General features: G+C 66.7%; 18 protein-coding genes and 1 tRNA gene. 7 read left to right on the top strand and 12 right to left on the bottom strand.

Annotated elements, in window-relative coordinates:
* Positions 1–10: 10 nt before the first annotated feature.
* The 6 genes from ACFOES_RS05800 (at position 11) to ACFOES_RS05775 (ending at position 8479) form a co-directional block, all read left to right on the top strand.
* Positions 11–583 (top strand): DUF3833 family protein, encoded by a 573-nt coding sequence (locus ACFOES_RS05800; RefSeq protein WP_377832250.1) that lies wholly within the window; start codon positions 11–13, stop codon positions 581–583.
* The gene (locus tag ACFOES_RS05795) at positions 576–1295 is read left to right on the top strand and encodes an SDR family NAD(P)-dependent oxidoreductase (protein ID WP_377832249.1); all 720 of its coding nucleotides are present in this window, start codon (positions 576–578) and stop codon (positions 1293–1295) included. Before ACFOES_RS05800 ends, ACFOES_RS05795 begins: the two co-directional genes overlap by 8 nt.
* Before the next feature lie 380 nt (positions 1296–1675).
* Positions 1676–2863 (top strand): hypothetical protein, encoded by a 1188-nt coding sequence (locus tag ACFOES_RS05790; protein WP_377832248.1) that lies wholly within the window; start codon positions 1676–1678, stop codon positions 2861–2863.
* A gap of 89 nt (positions 2864–2952) precedes the next feature.
* On the top strand, positions 2953–3609 hold the full coding sequence (locus ACFOES_RS05785; RefSeq protein ID WP_377832247.1) for a hypothetical protein: 657 nt from the start codon (positions 2953–2955) through the stop codon (positions 3607–3609).
* Positions 3602–4636 carry a hypothetical protein gene (locus ACFOES_RS05780; protein ID WP_377832246.1) on the top strand — a complete coding sequence of 345 codons (1035 nt, stop codon included), beginning with the start codon at positions 3602–3604 and terminating at the stop codon, positions 4634–4636. The genes ACFOES_RS05785 and ACFOES_RS05780 overlap by 8 nt, the downstream gene beginning before the upstream one ends.
* Before the next feature lie 6 nt (positions 4637–4642).
* The gene (locus tag ACFOES_RS05775; protein WP_377832245.1) at positions 4643–8479 is read left to right on the top strand and encodes a KGGVGR-motif variant AAA ATPase; all 3837 of its coding nucleotides are present in this window, start codon (positions 4643–4645) and stop codon (positions 8477–8479) included.
* A 73-nt stretch (positions 8480–8552) separates the two neighbouring features.
* Here ACFOES_RS05775 and ACFOES_RS05770 read toward each other — a convergent pair whose 3' ends face one another.
* From ACFOES_RS05770 to ACFOES_RS05720, 11 genes are all read right to left on the bottom strand, one after another.
* The gene (locus ACFOES_RS05770; protein WP_377832244.1) at positions 8553–10136 is read right to left on the bottom strand and encodes a type IV secretory system conjugative DNA transfer family protein; all 1584 of its coding nucleotides are present in this window, start codon (positions 10134–10136) and stop codon (positions 8553–8555) included.
* A complete protein-coding gene (locus tag ACFOES_RS05765; RefSeq protein WP_377832243.1) occupies positions 10133–10861 on the bottom strand; it encodes a hypothetical protein in 729 nt (242 codons plus the stop codon). Before ACFOES_RS05765 ends, ACFOES_RS05770 begins: the two co-directional genes overlap by 4 nt.
* A gap of 126 nt (positions 10862–10987) precedes the next feature.
* On the bottom strand, positions 10988–11323 hold the full coding sequence (locus ACFOES_RS05760; protein ID WP_377832242.1) for a hypothetical protein: 336 nt from the start codon (positions 11321–11323) through the stop codon (positions 10988–10990).
* Positions 11324–11468: 145 nt separating this feature from the next.
* The gene (locus tag ACFOES_RS05755) at positions 11469–11780 is read right to left on the bottom strand and encodes a hypothetical protein (protein WP_377832241.1); all 312 of its coding nucleotides are present in this window, start codon (positions 11778–11780) and stop codon (positions 11469–11471) included.
* A 157-nt stretch (positions 11781–11937) separates the two neighbouring features.
* The gene (locus tag ACFOES_RS05750; RefSeq protein WP_377832240.1) at positions 11938–12276 is read right to left on the bottom strand and encodes a hypothetical protein; all 339 of its coding nucleotides are present in this window, start codon (positions 12274–12276) and stop codon (positions 11938–11940) included.
* The gene (locus tag ACFOES_RS05745; protein WP_377832239.1) at positions 12273–13208 is read right to left on the bottom strand and encodes a DnaJ C-terminal domain-containing protein; all 936 of its coding nucleotides are present in this window, start codon (positions 13206–13208) and stop codon (positions 12273–12275) included. Before ACFOES_RS05745 ends, ACFOES_RS05750 begins: the two co-directional genes overlap by 4 nt.
* A gap of 266 nt (positions 13209–13474) precedes the next feature.
* Complete coding sequence (locus ACFOES_RS05740) at positions 13475–15238, bottom strand: peptidase M14 (RefSeq protein ID WP_377832238.1); 1764 nt, start codon at positions 15236–15238, stop codon at positions 13475–13477.
* A gap of 433 nt (positions 15239–15671) precedes the next feature.
* A complete protein-coding gene (locus ACFOES_RS05735) occupies positions 15672–16829 on the bottom strand; it encodes a hypothetical protein (RefSeq protein WP_377832237.1) in 1158 nt (385 codons plus the stop codon).
* 72 nt (positions 16830–16901) lie between these two features.
* Complete coding sequence (locus ACFOES_RS05730; RefSeq protein ID WP_377832236.1) at positions 16902–18008, bottom strand: DUF429 domain-containing protein; 1107 nt, start codon at positions 18006–18008, stop codon at positions 16902–16904.
* A 158-nt stretch (positions 18009–18166) separates the two neighbouring features.
* A tRNA-Asn gene (locus tag ACFOES_RS05725) sits at positions 18167–18241 on the bottom strand.
* Between the two features lie 82 nt (positions 18242–18323).
* Positions 18324–19265 carry an MBL fold metallo-hydrolase gene (locus ACFOES_RS05720; protein ID WP_377832235.1) on the bottom strand — a complete coding sequence of 314 codons (942 nt, stop codon included), beginning with the start codon at positions 19263–19265 and terminating at the stop codon, positions 18324–18326.
* 137 nt (positions 19266–19402) lie between these two features.
* Here ACFOES_RS05720 and ACFOES_RS05715 point away from each other — a divergent pair, with 137 nt between their 5' ends.
* Positions 19403–20728, top strand: coding sequence for an ATP-binding protein (locus ACFOES_RS05715; RefSeq protein WP_377832234.1), 1326 nt, complete (start codon positions 19403–19405; stop codon positions 20726–20728).
* A gap of 125 nt (positions 20729–20853) precedes the next feature.
* Here the strand turns inward: ACFOES_RS05715 and ACFOES_RS05710 are convergent, their stop codons facing one another.
* Positions 20854–21372, bottom strand: a complete 519-nt coding sequence (locus tag ACFOES_RS05710; protein ID WP_377832233.1) for a CAP domain-containing protein — start codon at positions 21370–21372, stop codon at positions 20854–20856.
* Positions 21373–21467: the final 95 nt, after the last annotated feature.

Below are 21467 nucleotides of genomic sequence, written 5' to 3'. Positions count from 1 at the left end.
GAGCACCGCCATGCTGATCGCCGTCACCTTGCTGCTTGCCGCGTTGCTGGTCCTCGTCCTGCTGCGGGCAAGCTGCTTCAGCTTCGCCGCGCAACGCCCCGACAGCTATGGCGAAACCACGCCTGTCTTCGATCCGGCCCGGGTCCTTTCCGGGCGGCTGGATTCCGAAGGCGTGATCTTCGGCCCGACCGGCCGCGTCGTCTCGCGCTTCGTGATGCGGATGGAGGGGCGCTGGGACGGCGCCCGGGGCACTCTGACCGAGGAGTTCCACTATGACTCGGGCCGCAGCCAGCTGCGCCGCTGGGACCTGGTGCTGCACAATGACGGCCGCCTGACCGCGACCGCGCCGGATATCCTCGGCGACGGCCGGGGCGTGATCCGCGGCGCCACCCTGCATCTGCGCTATCGACTCCGCTTGCCGAAAGAAGCGGGCGGGCATGTCCTCGACGTCACCGACTGGCTCTACCTGATGCCGAACGGCACGGTCATGAACCGCTCGCAGATGCGCCGCTTCGGCGTCACCCTGGCAGAACTGGTGGCGACGATGCGGCCTGGGGACGTGGCGGGGAACTGCGATGGCTGAGCCGGAACGCTGGTGGATCGTCGGCGCCAGCGAGGGGCTGGGGCGGGCGCTGGCCCGGGCGCTGGACGCCGAGGGCGCCGCGCTGGCGCTCTCGGCCCGCGACGCGGCCCGGCTGCAGGAGCTGGCCGGGGAGTTGCGCGACGCCCGCGCGCTCCCGGTCGACGTCACCGATGCGGCCGCGGTCGCCCGGGCGGCCGAGCAGGCGGGCAGGGTCGACGGCCTCGTCTACTCTGTCGGCGCCTACCAGCCGATGTCGGCCAATGACTGGGAGACGGGGGTGGCGGTGGCGATGGCCGAGGCGAATTTCCTCGGCGCCCTGCGGGTCGTCGGCGCGGTGCTGCCGGGGATGCTGGCACGGGACGCCGGCCGCATCGTGCTGATCGGCTCTCTGGCCGGGTTTCGCGGGCTGCCCGGCGCCATCGGATACGGCGCCAGCAAGGCGGCGCTGATGCATCTGGGCGAGAACCTGCGCGCTGACCTGCGTGGCACCGGGGTCCGGGTGCAACTGGTCAATCCCGGCTTCATCGACACCCGGCTGACACGCCAGAACGGTTTTCGCATGCCGCAGCTGATGACGCCCGAACGGGCTGCGGCCCGGACCCTGCGCGCGATCCGCTCCGGGCGCTTCTCGACCAGCTTCCCGGCGCCGTTCTCGACCCTGTTCCAGCTCGGGCGCCATCTGCCGCTGCGACTGTTCCAGGCCCTGTTCTGAAGCGCCGCGTCACGGGACGGAGAGATGCCCTGCACCGGCCCGGCAATGCAGGCCGGACCGGCGGGCATCGCAAGGCTCGGTTCATCGGGGATCGGGTTGCCGGAAGGGGCCGGGCTGGCCGGATCGAAAAGCGCAAGTGTTTCGCTCATCCTTTCCGTCCGCCGCAAGGACCTGCGGCGGGCGGCAGGTTCAGAACAGGCGTGCGTGCATCAGTTTCACGGTCCGCCCGGAGGCCGGACCGGGCGCCGGACGGAGGCTCGCTGCCGAAGCGGATCTCGGTGCTCTCCCGGTCGCCTTCCAGCTCGAGCCCGTGGAAACCGGCATCGGTCAGCGGCGGGCGGATCCTGGCAGCACGGCCGCGCTCCGCCGGCGCGGGAGCGGTGGGCGCATTCCTCGCGCGACCATCCGGTGGCAGCAAATTTTCGACACTTTATTTCCGATACTTTCCCGGTTCGCTCATTTCTGGTAACATTCGTGCGATCAGAAGGGTTCTCGGCGTGACAGCGGTGCCGTCATCTGGCGGCGCGGTGGTGCCGTTCATGAGTGGAGTGGGGGCTGTGGCATCATCTGCCGAACTCGCCGCGCATTTGCTGCGCGAGACCGCTGAATTGCTGCGGACGCTCGGGGCGCAGGACGACTCTGCCGCCGGGGAGATGCGGCGCAATGCCGAGACCTTCGACAAGGTGGCGGCGCTGGTGGTGCCCTCGGCCGACGGCCCGGTTCCACCGGAGCAGAGCCTCGTCGACGAAGTGCTCGGCTTCCGCGCGCCGCGGCCGCATCGCAAGGGGCCCTTCCTGAAGCGACCGAGATGGCTGAACGCGCCGGACCGGCCGTTCCAGTTTTCCGATCTGTTCAAGCCTGAGAATTGCTGGGCCGCCTTCGATGCGCAGGAGGCGCAGCACGCCGCCTGGAGCGCGGCGATCCTGCAGGAATTGGCAAAGGCGGATCTTCCCGCCGCGCTCCCGGCGGATTTCTCGGGTGCGACGCCGGCATCGCCCTGGCGGGTCGCCTTCAGCGCACTCGACTTCCTGCCGGGGGTCACGCTTGCCTGGGTGGGCTGCCGGGGCGACGACGACGATGCCGACTGGGACGCGCTCTTCAGCCTCAGCAAGCAGGGCGGCGAAGAGGAGGCGGGCGAGACCGCCGACTGGATCGCGCGGAGCTATGATTTCGCGAGCGCCGAGATTCACCGCCTCAACCACGATACGCCGCTCTGGCTGACCGGCAACGAAGCGGCGTATTTCGACTATTTCATGACCATCGTGCGCGGTGAAAAGGGGGCATTTCGCGTCCTGACAAGGCGATTGCGCGAGCAGTTGCTGGCCGCGTTGAACGACGAGGCGGGAGGCATCGCCGACAAGGCCCGCGCCAAGCTCGAGACGATCTCGGATCCCGAGTTCGACAGTCTGTCGCTTCAGGGCGAAGGCATCTACACCGCTCCTATTCTCTATAGCGGGGCGCTGTTTCGCTCCCGCCTTGCCGTCTCTCCGACCGGCGAGGTGCGCATGGACGATGACGAACCGCTTCTTGGGGAGGGCGCCGAGGTCGCGGCGTTGCGCGAGTATTGAGCGGCGGCAGCGGCCGCAAGGGCCTGGGCCTTCTCCCGAACGTGGTACACAAGGGCCTGGGCCTTCTCTGGAACGCGGTACTATGGTTCATGGGTCTGGTGCTGCTTTTCGTGGGTCTGGCCCTGCTTTCCTCGATCTGCGTCTTCGCGCTGTCCCTGGCGGTCTACTTCGCGCTGCCCTACTTGGGTTTCCCGCAGAATCCGCCTGCCGGCGCCGCGACTTCGGGCGCGGGATGGCCGCTTCTTTCGGTCCAGGTGGATAGCGGCGACGACCGCCAACTGCTGATCAGCATCCAGAGCTGGCTCGCCACGCTCCTCGGCTTCGTCTTCGCTGCCGTGGGTTTCATGCTGTCGCACCGGAAGGAGCAAATGGCGGTCAAAGAGCTGAAGTCCACCGCAAGACGCCAGATCGAGACCGCTTTTAAAGTTTTAAAAACGTCTTGCAGCACTAGCTTCCAGAAATACATCGATGCGGACCAGGAAACTTGGAACGCAAAACTTGACTCATTAGAAAAAAAGGCCGATGCGATGGAGGAAGAACTGATCAAAGGCTTGGGTCATTTTCCTGAGCACGTCCGGGATTTGCAGCGTTTGTTGTGGGAAATTGGCAATATAGGGGATTGCATAACAGACGGTCGCTCCAAAGAGACTCGAGAGCGGCGTCAGAGGTGTGGCGATGCCATTTTAAATGATCATCTTTCGGAGTGCGAGAAAAAATGGCCAATCGGTGATTTGCGCAATGGTTAATTACATAAAGCTTGCATATTTTTCTGAACGTAGCGCCCCAGATCTCTTGAGGGTGTTCATCGAGGATAAACTTGAAGATGATGAGGGGAAAGAGAAAGTTTGCGTGCAACCTACCTTCATCCCTTCACGCAATGGCGAACTGTCTCGCACTCAGGAGATCGAATCCGCTTGTCCAATCTGCCATATCGTGGATCTGAATGAGAGCGAAGATGAGCAGGAATCTTACGAAAATCTTGTGCGCGACTGGTATGATAACAATCTCCTTTCATGGTATATCTGGTGCACGACTGCGGCGCTGAAAGGAAAGGAGCCGGAGCGAAAGCCGGAGCTGTTTGCCGCGGACTCGCCGATTATGCTGGTGGCTCGGGGTTACGGTGATGAGAAAGCCGCCGCGGAAATCGCGGGCGTGGAGAAGTACTTCAATTGCGGAAAGCACCTATTTGAACCCTACAATAATCTCATGGCGACTATCGAGGAAATCGCGCCTGAAAATTCGCCTAATGTCGCAAAGATCCGTATCTTGCCAGGAAGCGCGGCGGGCAAAGCCAGATCGCTCAAGAGAATGCTGGAGGAAGTCGTTGCGAAGCACGGGCTTTTCACAAAGTTCCAAAGTCTCGGCAATGTAAATGTAGTTGTGCCGACAATAAAGGGCGAGTTCAATCTTATCATCGCACCGGCATCGGATGAGGACACGCTCAAGAAAACGGCCAAGTCTGCTCTGTCTAAGCAGGAGGGGATCTTGATGCTCAGCCCCGCTCCTGAGGGCGCCGAGGATAATCCGCAGATCGAATTGGGTGGCAGTACTTTTGTCGGTCGGATCGTGACCCTGCGCCGCCCACCTCCGTGGAATAGTGGGGCGCAGGAGATGAGGCTTTGCCTGTGGGCCATATACGACGCGCCGGTCAATTCGGACTCAGAAACTTCTGAATGGCGGCAGAGTCTTTCTGAATGGGGTAAACGGGCATTTTTTCTGTTTGCCAAGGGCTCTCGCGACCCTGATGCCCGGCTCGCCGTCGGGACGGAGTGAACCGCCATGACCAATGACGACCGGAGCGAGCGCCGCATCATTGCCTTCTACGGCTTCAAGGGAGGTGCCGGCCGGTCCCTGCTGCTGGCCAATATCGCGGCGGCGCTCGCGATCAAGGGCAAGAACGTGCTGATCATCGACGCCGATCTCGAAGCGCCGGGGGTGGGCGACTTCTTCGACGGGCCCGAGCGGCCGACCTACGCCCAATGGCGCGAGGCGAAGGGCTTGCTGGAGCTCTTCCGCGACAAGGGCGGAGCCGAGGGGGAGGCCACCGATCCGGAATTCGCCGAGAAACTCACCGAGGCGCTGTTCGCCAAGGACGGCCGCCTTCATCCCGATCGGACCGCCCCGGGACCGGAGCGTTACCTCACCGAGATTCGCAGCCCCCACACAGACCGCGACGGCCACGGCTGCATCCGCCTCCTCGGCCCGGGTTCGCAATCGGCGGCGACCGCGGGGGAATGGGGGCCGAGGGGCTATGTCGCCGGCATCGTGGATTTCGACTGGACCTACTTCTTCACACGCCAGGACGGCGGCGATTTCCTGCGCGCCTTGCGGCAGGCGATGCTGGATCAGGAGGTCTACGACCACATCCTGATCGACGCGCGGACGGGCTACAACACGGCCTCGGTCTTTCTCGTGCGCGCGCTTGCCACCGACGTGGTGACCGTCAGCACCTTCTCAATGCAATCTCTCGACGGTGTGTTGCGGATGCTGCCGGTGTTCTCCGAGCCCCTGCCTTTCACGCGGAAGGGGGCGCGCAATCACCTGCTGCTGTCGAAGCGGGTCGACAGCGACAGCGCCGGCTCCCGCAGCGGCAGCCACGAAAGAAAGAGCGAACTGGAAGCGAAACGCAGCTTTCTCAAAGCCGCCCTGCGAATGCTGCCCGGCTTTGAGGCCGAAGACGGCAAGGGCGCGCGCGATCCACTGTTTCACGAACTGCCCTTCTTCGAGGAATTGCAGCGCGATGACAGCCTGATCTTCGCCCGCGACAACCCCGAGAACCAGCCGGGTGAGGACGGCGCCAAGGCCTCCGGCAAGGCCTACGCCGAGGCCCTCGGCGACTACAAGGCGGCCTTCTTCAAATTCCTGAACGCGCTTGTGCCCGATGCCCCGGAGGGGAAGCTCTACCGCGACGCGGACTCAGACAAGGAAGCGCTCTTCAAGGACTGGTCGGTCGTGCGCAGCTTCGACATCGCCGCCGAAAGCGCATCGGAAGGCCCGAAACCGGCGCTTGTCATCGCCGCGAAGATCGTCGACGCCCTGAAGGAGGTCCTCTCCGATGGGGATGCGCTCTCCGCGTGGCTCGGTGAGGCAAGCCACGCCCGCCGGCCGGCGGCGAATTCCGGCGCGAGGCTTTTCGATCCCCAAAAGGAGGCCTGGCGGTCGAAAACGGATGCCAGCGCAACTGCCGGGGACCGGACCAGGGACCTCGAGGATGCCCTGGATGAACTCGACAAGATGCAGATCGGTCCGCGGGCGCTGTGCCGGCTCGAGATCGGACAGCGGCTGTCGCAGCTGTTCGAGGAGCAGGCAGGGGGCGACGTCCCTGATCGGGCCGGGCGCTCACGGCAGGCGATACGGAAACTCGCCGCCGAGCTGCATCTCGGCATCCTGCCCATCGACCTCGGGGAAGGGCTGTTCGAGTTCGGGGAACCGCCAGAGCCGATGACGCCGAGGGGCGATGTCGCCGAGCCTGAATCGCGGGCGCCCGAAATAGTCGTGAGCAAGCTTCGCGGCGCTGCCAAGGCGATGACCCGGCAAGCGATCGAGCTGCCCTTCGGCGGCGACAGGCGGGCGGAGGCCGGCGCGGCCTGGCGGCAGCATTTCGACGAACTGGGCGAACAGGTGACAGAGGCGAAAGAGGTGCTGAAGGCGCTCAGGGCCCCGATGCCCGGGGGCCAATGCGAGGCGGCTCGCCTCGCCCAGAACCTGGCCGCTTTCAAGCTGGCCCTGCGGGAAGGGCCGGGCGCGGCCGAATTCGACGATCTGCTGGAACAGCTCGCGACCACTCTGGAGAGCCCCTTCACCCCCGACGCGCCGGATCAACTGACGAACGTGAATAGCTTCGACTTCCTGCGCGACGTCGCGCCGGGCATCGCGATGGTGCGGATCGCGCAGGCCACCGCCGATCCGCGGGAGCGGATTGCGCGCCAGGCGCGGCACTGCATCGACAGCGCCTTCGAGAAACTGATGCGGATCGCGCCCGAAGCGCCAGACGGGGAGGGGGCCGGGGACGTCGGCTACTTGCCGCAGGTCGAGCAATGGTCTGCCTATGTCGGCACGATCGCCCATGCGCGATTGACCCTGCGCGCCCTCGACATGGGGCCGCTGGCTGTGGCGCATCCGTTCTCCGACACAGAGGGCCGGACGCTCGCGGAGCGGGCGTCTGAAGTCTCCCGGGGGGCGCAGCGCGCCGCCGCCGCCGCCGACCCCGGCAGCCGCCGGCTGCGCGAACTCGCCGCTCTCCGGGCGAACTACCTCGAGACCCTGGTCGCGGGATACTCGGAGAGCTTTCCCCACCTCCTCGATCGCCTCGAAACCCTCTGGGCTCAGGTCGAGAGCTATGCGCGTGGCCTCCGCCCCGGCTCCGACCAGTCAGAGGCGGCGCAGTTTCTGGCCAATCTCTGCGACGATATCGTTACCCTCGCCGAGGAGCTTGGCGCGGATCGGATCGCCAACATCGCGGCGCGGATCGGACTGCAACAGCTGCGTCGCGCCGGTCCGCAGAATGATGACGATCCGCGGATCCGCAATTTCAGCCGCTCGATCATCGTCACCAGCGACAAGCTCGGGCGCCCGATCCGCGACAAGGACGTCGAGGCCTTCGAAACCTTCGCGCGCGAGAAGTCGGGCGCCGATGCGGTCCATCAATACGAATGGTGGCGCGTCAGCCTGCGTCTCCAGCGCGGGGACTATCGCGACGCCTGCCAGATGATGGATCGGTGGTTCGAGGCCCGCGCCGCGGAGGATGCCGGCTGGCCGCCGATCTATGACTATCCCCTGATCGAGTATGGCTGGCGCACCGCGACGCAGGCCAAGATGGGGCGGCTGGACCAGGCCCGGCAGAGCGAAGCTTGCTGGCGGAGTCACCAGCTGCTGCAAACCGGGCTCATCGGGGCGGCGAAAAGCACTGACTGGCGGCTTGGCGACGAGTTGAGCGAGGTGGCGTTGGCCTGCGGCGAACCGGAGGCGGCCCTGGCCGATATCGCGGCCCTTCTCGACAGCACCGACGATGGCCGGCGCAGCCCCCGGATCCGGCGCATGCAGGCCATTCTCGAGATGCGCCGCGAGTTGATCCATCTCCTGACCGGGCGTGACCCGGTGACTGTGCCCGATCTCCTCCTCGACGCCTATGACGGGGCGATGGCCCAGAGCGCCGTTCCCTACGGCGATCTGCGTTTTGCCGAGGCGCTGAAGATGCCGTGGGAGAGCCTCGGGGTCTTTCGCGGCGACGAATTCCCCAGCCCCTATCGCCTCGAACGCGCCAACCTCCGGCTGCTCTATGCCGAAACCTTGTTGCGGCGCGGTCGCTCGGGCGATGCCGACAAGGCCGAAACCGCCCTGCGCGAGGTGATCGAGGTCTCGTTCGACGATTATGACTGCGCCGGCGGGGAAGAGCGCGATCCCTTCATCCGCCAGATCGAACTTGCCGCCTGCGAACCCATCGCCCAGGCCTGCGCGCTGCTGTTGCATTGTGGCGGCGCCGGAGCTGATGCGGAGAACCTGCGCGCCCGGGCCCTGCGTCACCGTGACCTCGACGTCGAAAGAAACGGACCCGAGCGGCTTGCGTTCTACGACCGGGTATTCGACTTTTGCGGCGTGAGCCCCGACCAGAGCTGACGCGCAGGTTCGGACGCGAAGGGGGCAGGTCGGCGCCAGTCACGGCGCGAGTCCGATGCCAGGATTGCGCCGCTCACGGCGGGCCTTCCTCGGTATCCCTGCCGGCTTCCGCCGACCGCCCGGCCTGCTCCGCGAGACGTTCGTCGAGCTTGTCCCGGATCATCTTCGAGAGCACCTCGTCGACCGGATTGCGCTGCTTGGGCCCGCATTCCCCGGCCGCCGCCTCGGGCTTGGTCTTCCGGACCTTGCGCGCGGGGCGCAGGTAGGTGCGGTCGATCTCGCGCTCGGGAACCGGGTCGCGGTCGTCGTCGAAGAGCGGGTTCTCGTCGAACTTGCCCGCGAAGGCGGGATCGCGCAGGTAGTTCGGCAGCATCGCGATCACCGCCTCGTCGCCGGCGATCTGCAAGAGCATCTCGTCCGCCTCCAGGGCCAGGAATTCCGAGGCCGACAGGAAGCCGAGCAGCCGTGCCATCTCGCCCGCGGCCTGCTGCGTGTTCGGCCCGAAGGCCTGCAGCACGGCGCAGTTGTTGATCATCGTCTGCCAGTCGTGCGGATAGAGCAGTTGCAGCTGGCTCAGGTCCTGCCAGAAACTCCAGGTCTGCAGGCCATAGCCGCGCAGCAGGGTGATGGCGGTCCGCAACTCGTTCAGGGTGCCCAGTTGCGCGGCCTCGTCGAGGATGAAGAGGGTGGATTGCCTGGGCCGCCGGCGCCGGCGCATCACGAGCGTCACCAGGCTGCTGATCCACAGCCGCAGAAAGCGCCCGTGGCTCGACAGCATGTGCGGCGGCAGCACGAGGTAGAGCGTGACCGGATCGCCGCGGGTGATCTTGTCCAGATCGAACGAGGTGGCGCTGACCGCGTCCTGGAGCCTGGGCCCGCGCAGGAAGTCGATGCCGTCCTGGGCGAAGGAGATGATGCCGCCGAGCGTTTCCGCCGCCGCGATCGAGAGATTGCCGGCGATCGCCCGGACCTCCGGGTGGCGGGACTTGCGGAAGATGCGCTGCACCTCCTGCGGCGCGCCCGCGACGGAGCCCATCAGGGCGCGGACCGTGGCCAGGCTGCGCTTCTCTTCGGGCAGGTCGGTGACGACATGCAGGACGGCCGCGAGCAGAAGCTGCCGGGCCCGGCTGACCCAGAAGCGGTTGCGCATGTCGCCCAGGTCGTCGGGCAACAGCGCCTGGACGACGACCGCCGCATCGTCGACCCCGGTGGGGCTGCGGGGCTCGATCAGGTCGAGCGGGTTGAGCGTCGCGCCGGGAAGATCGGTGACGCCCATCGGGTCGAGCACGATCACCTCCTGCCCCATCTCGCGCCGATGCCGGGCCGTCACCATCGCGTTCTCGCCCTTCGGGTCGATGACGATGGCCGGCCCCTCGTGACGCAGCAGCGCCGGGATGATGCAGCCGACGCCCTTGCCCGCCCCGGTCGGCGCGATCGTCATCAGGTGGCCCTCGGCCTCCATCAGGATCGGGTCGACGAAGCCGGTCTCCGGGCTGCGCAGCGCGTCGCCAAAGCTGAAGCCGACCGGTGTCTTGCGGTGCGACTCTTCCAGCGACCAGCCGACAAGCAGCCCGGGCCGCTCGACTTCGGGCGGCAGCGACAGGGCGCTCTGCGCCGCCAGCGGACGGGTATCCGGGAAGGGGAGCGTGCGGTTCATTCCACGGTCTCCGTCATGGGCAGGTCGGGGAAGCGGTGATTGTCGACGTAGAGCACCCTCGGCTCGGCCGCGACGTCTTCCGCCCGCGGTTCGTCGTCGAGCATCTCGACCCTGCCATCCGCCATGATCCGGAAGCGGGCGAAGAACAGCGTGTCGGCGTAATGCACGGTCGCGACAGCGTCGGACACGGCGGCATCTGCCTCGGTCGCAACGAGTTGCAGCGGCTGGAACGCCTCGGTGAGCCGGGCACGCTGTCCGGGCGCCTCTTCGCTCACGCGCAGCCGCGAGAGGTCATCGACGGTAGCGAAGGGGCCCTGGGGACCGCGGACGAACTGGCAGAAGAAGCGCAGGTAGCCCGCCTGCTGCGCCTCGGAGGACAGATCGAGCCCGTGCAATGCGATATGTTCATGGATCGCCGCGGAATTGCCATCGAGCGAGGTGAAGCCGTCCGGGCCATAGAGCAGGCTGTAAAGCGCCCGCGGCGGCTTGCCGACTGCCGGGTCTGCCATGGCCGCCTGCAGGTCGCAGAGAACCCAGCCGGGAAAGAAATCGAGCGGGGCAAGGCGCAGGGCCTCGGCCACCGCCTCGGCCGGAAGACAATCGGCGGTCTCGGACAGGCGCTGAACGAGCAGCGCGGCCGTTTCGGGGTCGAGGGCCGCCCAGCTTGCGGGGATCGGCGGCGGCAGGATGAACGCTGACGGGTATTCTTCGGAAAACTGGATCATGCGGTGCAGCCAAATAGTCGTGTCAAAATGCCTTGGTGAACAGGTTACCCACCCGGGGCCTGATCACCAAGAGGATTGGTGCCGGGAAACCGAGCCCAAGCCCGAGGCCCGAGAAGCCCGGGCCGCTCACACGCGCAGTAGCGATCTCAGCCGCGGCGTGACCCTTTGCTCCAACAGGACGATCAGTTCCGGCTGGTCGCGCTCGAACGCGTCGGGGATGTGCAGCGTGATGATCCGGTCATCGGGCGGGCGGTTCTTGAACTTCCTGCGAATCCGCTCGCGGTGATGCGCTTCCATGGCGAAGATCACGTCGGCTCTGGCCACGAGCTCCCTGGTCAGCGGCCTCGGCGCTGCGGGATCGGTTCCGGCGGAGAGGGCCTCGATGCCCGGCCAGTCGCGAAACAGAGCCGCCGCGGTCGGGCTCCTGAGCCGATTGGCGGTGCAAACGAAAAGGACCAGCATCCTGGCGCTCTCACTTGTGAAGTCGGGCCGGAGAACCGGTCGGGCCGCTTGCCCGCCCGATCCGGGCGCCACCGACTTGCCGCGGCTGTTCCGTCCCGCCGCCGTTTACCTCATCGGATCGCCGGGCAGGGCGCCAACAAGCGCCTCAGGGAGCTTCGAGGCGGGCAATCGCGAGCACGCATGTCGCGTTGTGACGTTCGCGCTCGGCCAGCCTCCGCTTCGCCGTTTCGAATTTCGCCTGCGCGGCTTCGAATTGAAGCAGCGCGCGTGCCCGGGCGTCATAGACCCTGCGCACGCGCGATCCCGGGTTGCCGATCGCGCCGCCATGGGGCGCGGCGAATTTCGGGAACCAGCTCTTCATTTCGAGCAGGGCCTCCCGCCACTCCCTGTCTGCCTCGATGTAACGCTGAAAGGTCAGGCGCAGCAGGCGCCGGCGGGTCGCGAGTTCGGGCTGCATTCTTTCCTCCCCTCAAGATCCGATGCACGGCCAGCATAGCATCTTCAGGGCCTGTCCGAAACGGCGTCGCCGGTTGCCGGCGGAGCCGCCGTCGTCAGCAGGTCAGGCGCGCGGCGGGCATCGGCGGAACATCCCCAAGGCAGCGGCGGCGCCCGGCTCAGCGCGTGAGCCGCGCCATCACCCGCGCCCGTACCTCCTGCGGTTCTTCCGCCAGGGCCCGCATCAGCGCGACGAGGTCGCCGCGGGTGCCGTGAAGCTGATCGACCAGGTCCATGACGACCGCCAGGGCCGTGTCGTCGAGATCGAAATCGTCGCAGAGATCGCACAGAAGCTCCATCCGCGCGATGTCCAGCTGCCGGTAGACCATGCGCCCGCCGCCGGCCTCCGCGGGGCGGATCACCTCGGCCCGGACGAAGCGGGCAAGGCGGGGGCGGTCGAGGCGGGCAACGGCGGCCAGCATTTCCTCTTCGGACAGGAAGCCGGTTCTCTCGGTCATGCCTTCCCCCCCTTGCGCGGATCGTAGCCATGCGTCTTGCGCCACTCCTCCATGAACCGCGCAAGGTCGTCGTCGACCTCTTGTGGCATGGCGATCTTCAGCTCGACCAGTTGGTCACCCACCGCGCGGCCCGGCGCCGCGATGCCCCGGCCGCGCAGGCGCAGAACCTGGCCGCCGGTCGCGCCCTTCGGGACCGTCACCTTGACCGGCCCGGCGATCGTCGGCACCTCGACCTTGGCGCCCAGCACCGCCTCGTCCAGCGTGATCGGCAGGGTCATCGCGATGTCGTCGCCCGCGCGCCTGAACACCGGATGCGGCCGGACCGAGAGCGTGACATAGGCGTCCCCGGTCGCGCCGCCGCCCTGTCCCGGCCCGCCCTTGCCGCGCAGGCGCAGGGTCTGGCCGTCGGCGACGCCCTTGGGGATCTTGACTTCCAGATCGCCGCCGCCGGGCAGGCTGATCCGCATCGCCCCGCCGGTCGCGGCGGTCAGGAACGGCACCTCGAGTGCGTAATGGGCGTCCGCCCCGCGTGCGCGGAAGGCGTGGCTGCTGAAATCGCCACCGCCCTGCCGGGCCTGGCGGCGCAGGAACTCGGCAAAGATGTCGGCCTCGTCGCCGAAGCCTTCGTAGCGCGGGCCCTGGCGATAGGGATTGCCCGCGTCTTCGGCAAAGTCGCGGTAGTAACGCTGGCGTCGCTGCGGGCGCTCCTGCCCGCTCGCGTCGATCTCGCCGCGGTCGTAGCGGGCCCGCGTCTCGGGATCCTTCAGAAGCTCGAAGGCCGTGCCCGCCGCCTTGAACCGCGCCTCGGCGGCGGCATCGCCGGGGTGCAGGTCCGGGTGGCTTTCCTTGGCGATCTTGCGGTAGGCCTTCTTGATTTCGGCCGCGCTGGCGGTCTTCGCCACGCCGAGCACGTCATAGGGGTCTTCGCTCATCGCTTTTCCGCCCTTGAGTCCTTGTCGGCGAAGTAGAACGCCATCCGGGCCGCGTCGCAACCGGACAGCAGATCCCGCCGGCGCCGGAAACGGGATGTCGCTGCGCGCGCCCCGTCGATGGTCAGCTCGGAGAGAGCAGTTGCGCGCGGCGAGGCCCGCCAATGGCAGGGACGGGACAAGAGCGGACTTGGCGAAACGCAGGACCGGCGGTTGGCGAACGGAGCTGCGGTCTGATTGCGATTGCTCTCTCGGCCTCAGCCTGTGCCTCAGTCGCCCGCCAGCGCCGACCGATGCGCCGCATAGGCGGCAAGCGCGGCGGCGGTCTGCATGTCATGCGCGAAGCGGAACGCCGGGCCTTCGACGGTTTCGTCCGGAAACTCGGTGATCAGGGTCATCGCCGGACCTTCGGCCGTCTCCGCCTCCGGGGACACGAGGCAGGGAAAGCCGTTCACCATCCGGAACCCGCTCGGCCCGGCATAGGCCTCGAAGGCCGAGAGCTGTTTGCGATTGAACGCCATCAGGTCCGGGATCGCCGCCAGGCGCTCGGTCACGCCGGCCAGCAGCCTCTCGGCCCGCGCCTGCCGGTCGGCGCGGTGACGCAGGATGAGGAAAAAACCCTTCGGGATCGTCCAGGCCTCGAAGCCGCGCGGCAGGTAGCCGGAGAAGGGCCGCAGCCATTCATGCGCGGGATAGCCGTGCAGGTTGACATGCAGCTCCGCCCCCGACAGGCGCCACGCCTCGGCCACCGCGGCGCGTTCGAGCAGGGGCTCCTGCTGCCGCGCCATCAGGTCGTCGCCCATCGCGGTGTAGCGGGCGGCGTGGTGCATGTGGAAGGGATTGTCGGCCGCCAGCCGGCGGTGGAGGGCGTAGCCGTCGGGGTTCTTGAGCGGGATCAGCGCGAAATGGCTTTGCGGCCGCTGGTCGAGTTCGCGTGCCGCCCGCAGGATGCCGACGACGCCGGAGGTCTCGTTGGCGTGCTGCCCGGCGCTGAGGATCACCGCCGGGTCGGTGCCCCTGCGGTAGCGCCCGGCGACCGGCCGCCCGGCGCGGGAGCTCGCCGCGAAAGGCGTGCCGGCGATCCGGTCGATCTCGGTCAGGATCTGGGTGAAGGGAAGCGCCCGCGCGGCCGTGGCGAGCGGCTGGGGCGCGCCGTCCGCGTCCTCCGCGTCGGCGCGGTCGAGCGGTTGCAGGGTGATGGTCAGCCGGGGCACGGGCGCCTGCCGGATAGCGGGCACGATCTGGCCGGGGCGATGGGTGCGGTCGCCCGGCGTCACGCCGGCCCGGCGTTGCAGGAACTCGAGAGTGGAGAAGTAGAAATCCTCGTGCAGCGCCTCCTGCAGGCTGAGAACCTCGCTGCCATGTGCCAGCGGGGTTTCGGCCGCGGGCAGATCGGCCCGGATCGACAGCTGCTCGAAATAGGGCGTCGCGCTGCCCCATTCACGGGCGGCGAGGGCGGCGATCCCGTCGGCGAACAGGGTTTCCACCTCGGTCTGCAGCCGGCGATCTTGCCGAACCCGGCCGCTGGCGTCGGTGCTGCGCAGCCAGCCGGTCGGCGACAGGCTCACCCCGCCGCCAGTATCCTCGTGCAACCGGTTCGGCGCGGCGACGCTGACCCATTCCGCGGTCCCGTCGCCGCGGCCGAGGATCACCTCGTAGGACGGCCTCTCCATCACGGGGGCGGGGTGAAACCGGACGGCGACCCCCGGCAGGAGTTCCGCCAGCGGCCAGGCTTCGAGCAGGAAGCGCCGCTCCGGGGCCGCGGCATGGCGCGGGTAATGGATGTCGAGGCTGCGAAGCCCCTCGCGATCGAGGTCTTCCAGCGCCCAGCAGACGAGCGGCTTCAGGGCGCTTCGGAGCCGCGCCTTGATCCCCGCAGCCGCCAGTCGGGACTCGGCGGCGCGCCGGGCGCCGGCATCCTCGAACAGCCAGGCCTCGACCAGGCCGGGCCGGTCGCCGGCGGCGTGGCGCGCCAGGAGATCCTCAACCAGCAGATCGAGGCTGCGCCGATAGCTCCGGTCGAAGAGTTCCATCTACGAGACCCGAGCGATCAGCCAGCCGTCATCGGCCTTGGCGTGGTTCCGGCGCGTCATGATCCTGTATCGTCGCAAGCGGTGAAGACTTCGCGCAAAGGGTGGCAGGGGGCGGCCAGCAGCATGAGGCCTTCCCGGCAGCCTACCAGCTTCGAAGCCTTGAGGGCCAGTCGAGACGCGGCCAGGTCGCCGAAGTTTTTCAACAGGGTCGCGACAGGAAGTCGACATCTCTGGCCAGGGCGGCCTGCTCAAGGCGGTGCCGCGTGGCGCCGGAGAGCCGTAGCATCAAGTCACGAAGCAGATCGCGTTTGAACGCCTCGCTGCGTATCGCTGCCGTGTCAGGTCTCCCCGGTGGCGGGGTTCGCTGTCCACCAGAGCCGGAGAAGTCCAGTGGCCTGCTTGGTGGCTGAAGGCTCGTTCTTCCGGCATCTGTTCAACGGGATACCGGGCGGGCAATCAGCCTTCTTCCTCCCAAGCTGATGTCGAGGATTTTCAACACGACAGCCAGCGCCACCCAAACGGCAACAAAGTAATTCCGCCAGGCCGCGGCCGGAAACAGCAAAAAATGGAAAAAGACAAAAAGCGATGAAATCAGATACATATCAGAAAGGCCGCCGCGCCCGATCTGCATGGTAGCCTCAGGCAAGGATTCGGCTTCCCGACTGCGATAGGTTGAATAATTCAAAATCGCCACAAGGGCTCCGGAAAAAGCCAGAAGATAGAACCCTGTTGAAAAAACAAGGCGTCCGCTACCATGGTAATATGCTTTTAGGTAATCAATCCAATCCGTGGATATCGGCATTGAGGCCGGGTAGGGGTTGGCAGATGAGATGAGGGTGAAATTGAAGACTGTAAGATAGCCATAGTTGTGGAAGTAGAAATTGATGGCAAAGTAGGAAATAATAGACAACAAGACCGGGGCTAGAACTTGCACTTTCTTCTCCTTGAGAAGGATATATGCGCCACAAACAATCGAAAGCAACAGGAAGTCGGTTCTGAAAAAAGGCATGGCCGCCAGGAGGACAAACGAAGTCCACCAACGCTTGTTCATAACCGCAAGCAAAAGGCCAATCGCACCGAGCGCGGCGACGCCGTCAGCAGTGCTGAGTGTTCCAAGAGAGCGTGCGCCGGTGAAGGCGATTAACGGAGGGGCCAGAACGAAAACCAGTTTGCTTTGGTAGCGCAAGAAATGGAGCCCAAACATGAACACAATCGACGCCGCGGCGGCTGCAGAAACAAGTATTGTCGCGCGCGAAAATGATCCAACGATATTTCCGAGCCCCCAGGTAAGGCCGACATACACCACCCTGATCGAGTAGAAAGGCAGTTGTTGCTCAAGGGCTCCTGGCTCCTGGGCGACGATCTCCCGATATGAAGAACCGGTCGTCAGTTCAGCCATTCTGGTCTTTGGTACGGTGCCGCGAAGATCGAGGAATGCCTCGCGGCTCATCTGCGGGCCGGTGACGCCTTCGTAGCTGTATGCGGCAGCGGTATATCCTATGATGTCCCAATTATAATAGGGATTGGAAGCGCAGGACAGAAAAATAAAGAATGAGAATAGGGAGATGTATGACAGTCTTAAAAAATACACCAGACATTCCTCCGGTGATGTTAGGATCTTGGCAAAACAATCCTACCAAGATGACCTGATATCGTCCGCCAATCAAGTATTTCCTGCCTCTGGGGGTGGGTTGCACTCGCGGCAACGCCGAAATGTAGGCGGGACCGAGGCGCGTTCAGACCTCATCATGACCGGGCGCCCCGACCTTTCAGCAGGGCAAACAGGCTTGCCCCACCGCTGTCCGTTGTTCTCGGCCATCCCAGCGTTCATGCACGTGGCAGAGATGCCCGCGTCTGGCGAACGGCGGCGAGAATAGTCCTTGTAGAGGGGAGCGGGCCGGTAAGGTGCTCTAGTACGCCGCCAGTTTCCGAGAGTTTTCTGTTGCAGCGGCGCTAGGAAATCAACCTGCTTGTCCAAGGCGGCCTGCTCAAGGCGGTGCCGCGTGGCGCCGGAGAGGGGGGTGATCATGTAGCCGGTTTCGAGATCTCCGAGCATCGCGGAGGGCTGGCCCGCTTCCCGCCAGAGCAGGCCGATCAGCGCGCATATTGCGGCATCCAGCCTGTCCTGATCCGCCTTCCCGGGCTTCTCAAGCGCCTGCATCTGATCGGCCCACTGCGCGAGACCGGCGAGGTCGAGAGACGACGCTGTCTTGGCGACGGCGCTGGAGACCGCCCTCCAGTCCTCCAGGCGAAACTTCCCGCGATTGGCCGGGTTGTATTTCGGCGCGCCGAGCCTGCGAGCGAAACTGGGCCCGAGCGCAGGGAGGGCAAGCGCAGGAAAGACCTCGATCAGAAAGTGCCCCGCCTCCTCGGTCTGCGCCACGCGCGGATCTTGCCGGGCCGCCAGTGCGGACAGGAATTTCCAGACCGGAGCGTCTTCCCCGAACATCGTGGCCTTTCCCCGATTGGCCGGCTGCACGCCGCCGCCGATGTAGGAGATCAGGGAGGCGGCAACCTTGTCGACAGGACGACTGCCTCGGGCGTTCGGAACGATGGTGGGTTGATCGAGCGCAACGAGGCTGAATGCGTAGCCCTGCCGTTCGGCTTCGATGAAAGCGAGGGCGTCTGAAAAAGAGACGAGCCGTGGTTCCAGGAGCGTCGATTGCCCCGCCGTATCGAAGCGGATGGCGCAGATCGCTCCCGGCGCTCTTGGATTGTCGGTCCAGGCCGAGTCGAACCCGAAGATGATCGCATCCTGCATGGTTGCCATGACCGTCCCCCCGCAATGCACAGGCACTTGGGGCAGATTACGCGGAGACAGGTCGAGATGAGAACCCCGAGCGGCTGTCAAAACGGAAAGCCGCACCACCACCGCTTCGCCAAACCTGCAAGCGAAGGCGGGCTCTTGCCATGAACTCTAGGGGATTTTGGCTCCGGCGGTAGGGATCGAACCTACGACCAATTGATTAACAGTCAACTGCTCTACCGCTGAGCTACGCCGGAACACGGGGCGGTATATAGCGGGCTGAATCGGGGGCGTCCAGAGGGTTTTGTCACAAAATTCGCATTCTTTCCGCCGCCCCCCTCACAGCCGTCGGAAAACAGCGGAAACGCTCAGTCTGCCCTCGGGGGAGACGACATTTCTTTCCGTCAGATCAATGAGATGCGCAAAAACATTGCGCTCGGCCGCGGGCAGTAGGGCGGCCGGCACCTCGGTATAGATTCGTCGCGTCAGGTCGGCGGTCGCCGCCGGGCCGTCGGCGAGCGCGGCGAGGATTTGCGCCTCGCGCCCGCGGCGATGGGCGATGAGCTCGGCGATCCGGGCCGCCGGCTGCGTCACCGGCGCGCCGTGGCCGGGATAGAGCACCGAGGCGCCGCGCGCGGCCAGCCGGTCGAGCGAGGCCATGAAGGCGCCGAGATCGCCGTCGGGCGGCGAGACCAGCGAGGTCGCCCAGCCCATCACCAGGTCGCCGGTGAAGACCGCGTCGCCCCAGGCGAAGCACAGATGGTTGCCGAAATGGCCCGGGGTCCACAGCGCCTCGAGCTCCCAGCCGTCGCCCGCCACCCGGGCGCCGTCGGCGAGCAATGCGTCGGGCCGGAACGCGGTGTCCACGCCTTCGCCGCCGCCGAGATCGCCGGCCGCCGCCAGCCGGGCCATGACATCGCTGCGGCCGGCATCGCTGGGCCCGTAGGCCAGCACCGGGGCGCCGGTCGCAGCGGCCAGCGGCCGGGCCAGCGGCGAGTGATCGAGATGGGAATGGGTGACGAGGATGTGGCTGACGCGCTCTCCCGGACCGAGGGCGGCGAGGATCGCGTCCCTATGGGCCGGGAGCGCCGGACCCGGGTCGATCACCGCCACCGCGCCGTGGCCCAGCAGGTAGGTGTTGGTGCCGCGGAAGGTCATCGGCGAAGGGTTGGGCGCCAGCAGGCGGCGCAGGCCGGGGGCGATCTCTTCGGCGATGCCGCAGGGCGGATCGAAGGCCAGAGGATCGGTGGCGGGATCGTTGACGGGATCGGGGGCGCTCATCGCGGCGGGCTCCTGCATCGGGCGGGCAGGGGCCCGCGGCTCTCGCCCGAACGCTGCGGCATTTCCGGCGCCGGTGCAACCGGCCTGGATGCGGAAACCGGTTCCCCCCGGCCCGGATGCCGCATAGGCTCGCCGCCATGAAACCGCGCTGGCCCCGACGTCTTCCGCCGCGCAGCCTCTACGGCCGCGCCGCCCTGATCCTGATCGTGCCGATCGTCACGATCCAGCTGGTCGTTTCCGTCGTCTTCATCCAGCGCCATTTCGAGGGCGTCACCCGGCAGATGACCAATAATATCGTCATCGAGATGTCCTATCTGCTGCGCCAGGTGAACGCCGCCGGCAGCCTGGCCGCCGCGCGCGAGAAGCTGTCGGCGCTGCAGGGCCCGCTCGAGATGACCGTGGTGCTGCCCGCCGACGGCCCGGTCGGAGAGCATCGCTGGTTCTACGACCTGTCGGGGCGCCAGGTCGTTCGCACCCTGCACAAGCGCTTCGGCGATGTCCGCGGCGTCGACCTGACCAGCGACCGGGGCCTGGTCACGGTGCTGCTGGGCACGCGCTACGGGCCGATGCGGGTCACCTTCATCCGCGACCGCGTCACCGCCTCGAACCCGCATCAGCTGTTGGTGCTGATGATCCTGACCTCGGTGCTGATGACGGTCATCGCCTATTTCTTCCTGCGCCGGCAGTTGCGGCCGATCACCAAGCTGGCCTCGGCGGCCGAGGAGTTCGGCAAGGGCCGCTCGGTGCCCTATCGGCCGCGCGGCGCCAACGAGGTGCGGGCGGCGGGGCGCGCTTTCGTCGACATGCGGGCACGGATCGAGCGCCAGATCGAGCAGCGGACGCTGATGCTGTCGGGGGTCAGCCACGATCTGCGCACACCGTTGACCCGGCTCAAGCTCGACCTGTCGATGCTCGACGACCAGGAGGCGGCGGGGCCGATGCTGCGCGATGTCGACGACATGGAGCGGTTGCTGGACGGTTTCCTCGCCTTCGCCCGCGACGAGGCGACCGAGGCGCCGGAGGAAACCGATCCTGTCGCGCTGGTGAGCCAGACGGTCGAGAACGCGCGCCGGGCCGGCCACGAGGTGGCGCTGGTCTCGGTCGAGGCCCCCGAAGGGGCGACGGCGATGCTGCGGCCGCGCGCCGCCGCCCGGGCGCTCGAAAACCTCGTCGGCAATGCCGCGCGCCATGGCAGCAGGGTCGAGGTCCGGCTGGTGGTGACCGAGCGGATGGTGCGGATCGTGGTCGAGGATGACGGCCCCGGCATTCCGCCGGAACGCCGCGAGGAGGCGCTGCGCCCCTTCACCCGGCTCGACGCGGCCCGCAACCAGGACGGCGGCGGCGGCGTCGGCCTCGGCCTCGCCATCGCCGCCGACACCGCCCGCATCCATGGCGGCAGCCTCAACCTGGGCCAAAGCGAAAGCCTGGGCGGGTTGAAGGCCGAGTTGCTGCTGGCACGTTAGGGTCTGCCGGGCGCGGCGAGGCTCGAGCAGAAAACCAGCGCCGCACTTTCTGCTCGTAAATATCCTCGGGGGGGGCAGGGGGGCAGACAGCCCCCCGCCGCGACGCCGGCCAGGCCGCGCGCCGGCTATTTGCCGCGGCCGAAATCCACCACCCAGAAATCGTTGCCATTGCTGCCGCGGGCGCGGCCGATGCCGGCCTGGCTCACCTTCGGGTTCAGCATGTTGCCGCGATGGAAGGGCGAGGTCATCCAGAAGGCGACGATGCGGGCGGCGTCGTCATTGCCCATGCCGGTGTTTTCCAGCGCCCCGGCGGCCGGGTAGCCGCGGCGCTTGAGCCGGGTGGGCAGCTTGGAGCCGTCGAGGCCGATATGCGAATAGATCCCCTTGACCGCGTCGTCGCAGGCCTGGCTCTGGGCCGCGTCCTGCAGCCGCTTGTCGACCGTCAGCGGCGCCACGCCTTTCTCGGCGCGCTTCTTGTTGATCCCGGCCAGCATCTGGGCGCGGAACTGGGCCAGGTTGCCCGGAACGGCGCAGCTGTCGGCGGCCAGGGCCGCCGCGGGCAGGGCGGCAACGCCAAGCGCCAGCAGGCCGGCGCGCAGTGCCCGGCGGCCGCCGGGACGGTTGCGGAAACGGCGATTGACCATGCTTTCTCTCCCTCACCCGTGATCGCAAGGCGTGCGCAAGGTATCAGCCGGGCCGGCGGGTGCAATGCACAAGCCCGTAAAAGCGGCGCTTTTCC

Source organism: Acidimangrovimonas pyrenivorans (genome assembly GCF_042643245.1).
Taxonomy (GTDB): domain Bacteria; phylum Pseudomonadota; class Alphaproteobacteria; order Rhodobacterales; family Rhodobacteraceae; genus Acidimangrovimonas; species Acidimangrovimonas pyrenivorans.
Note: the sequence above shows the minus strand (reverse complement) of the source record. Positions and strands in the feature narration are given on the sequence as shown.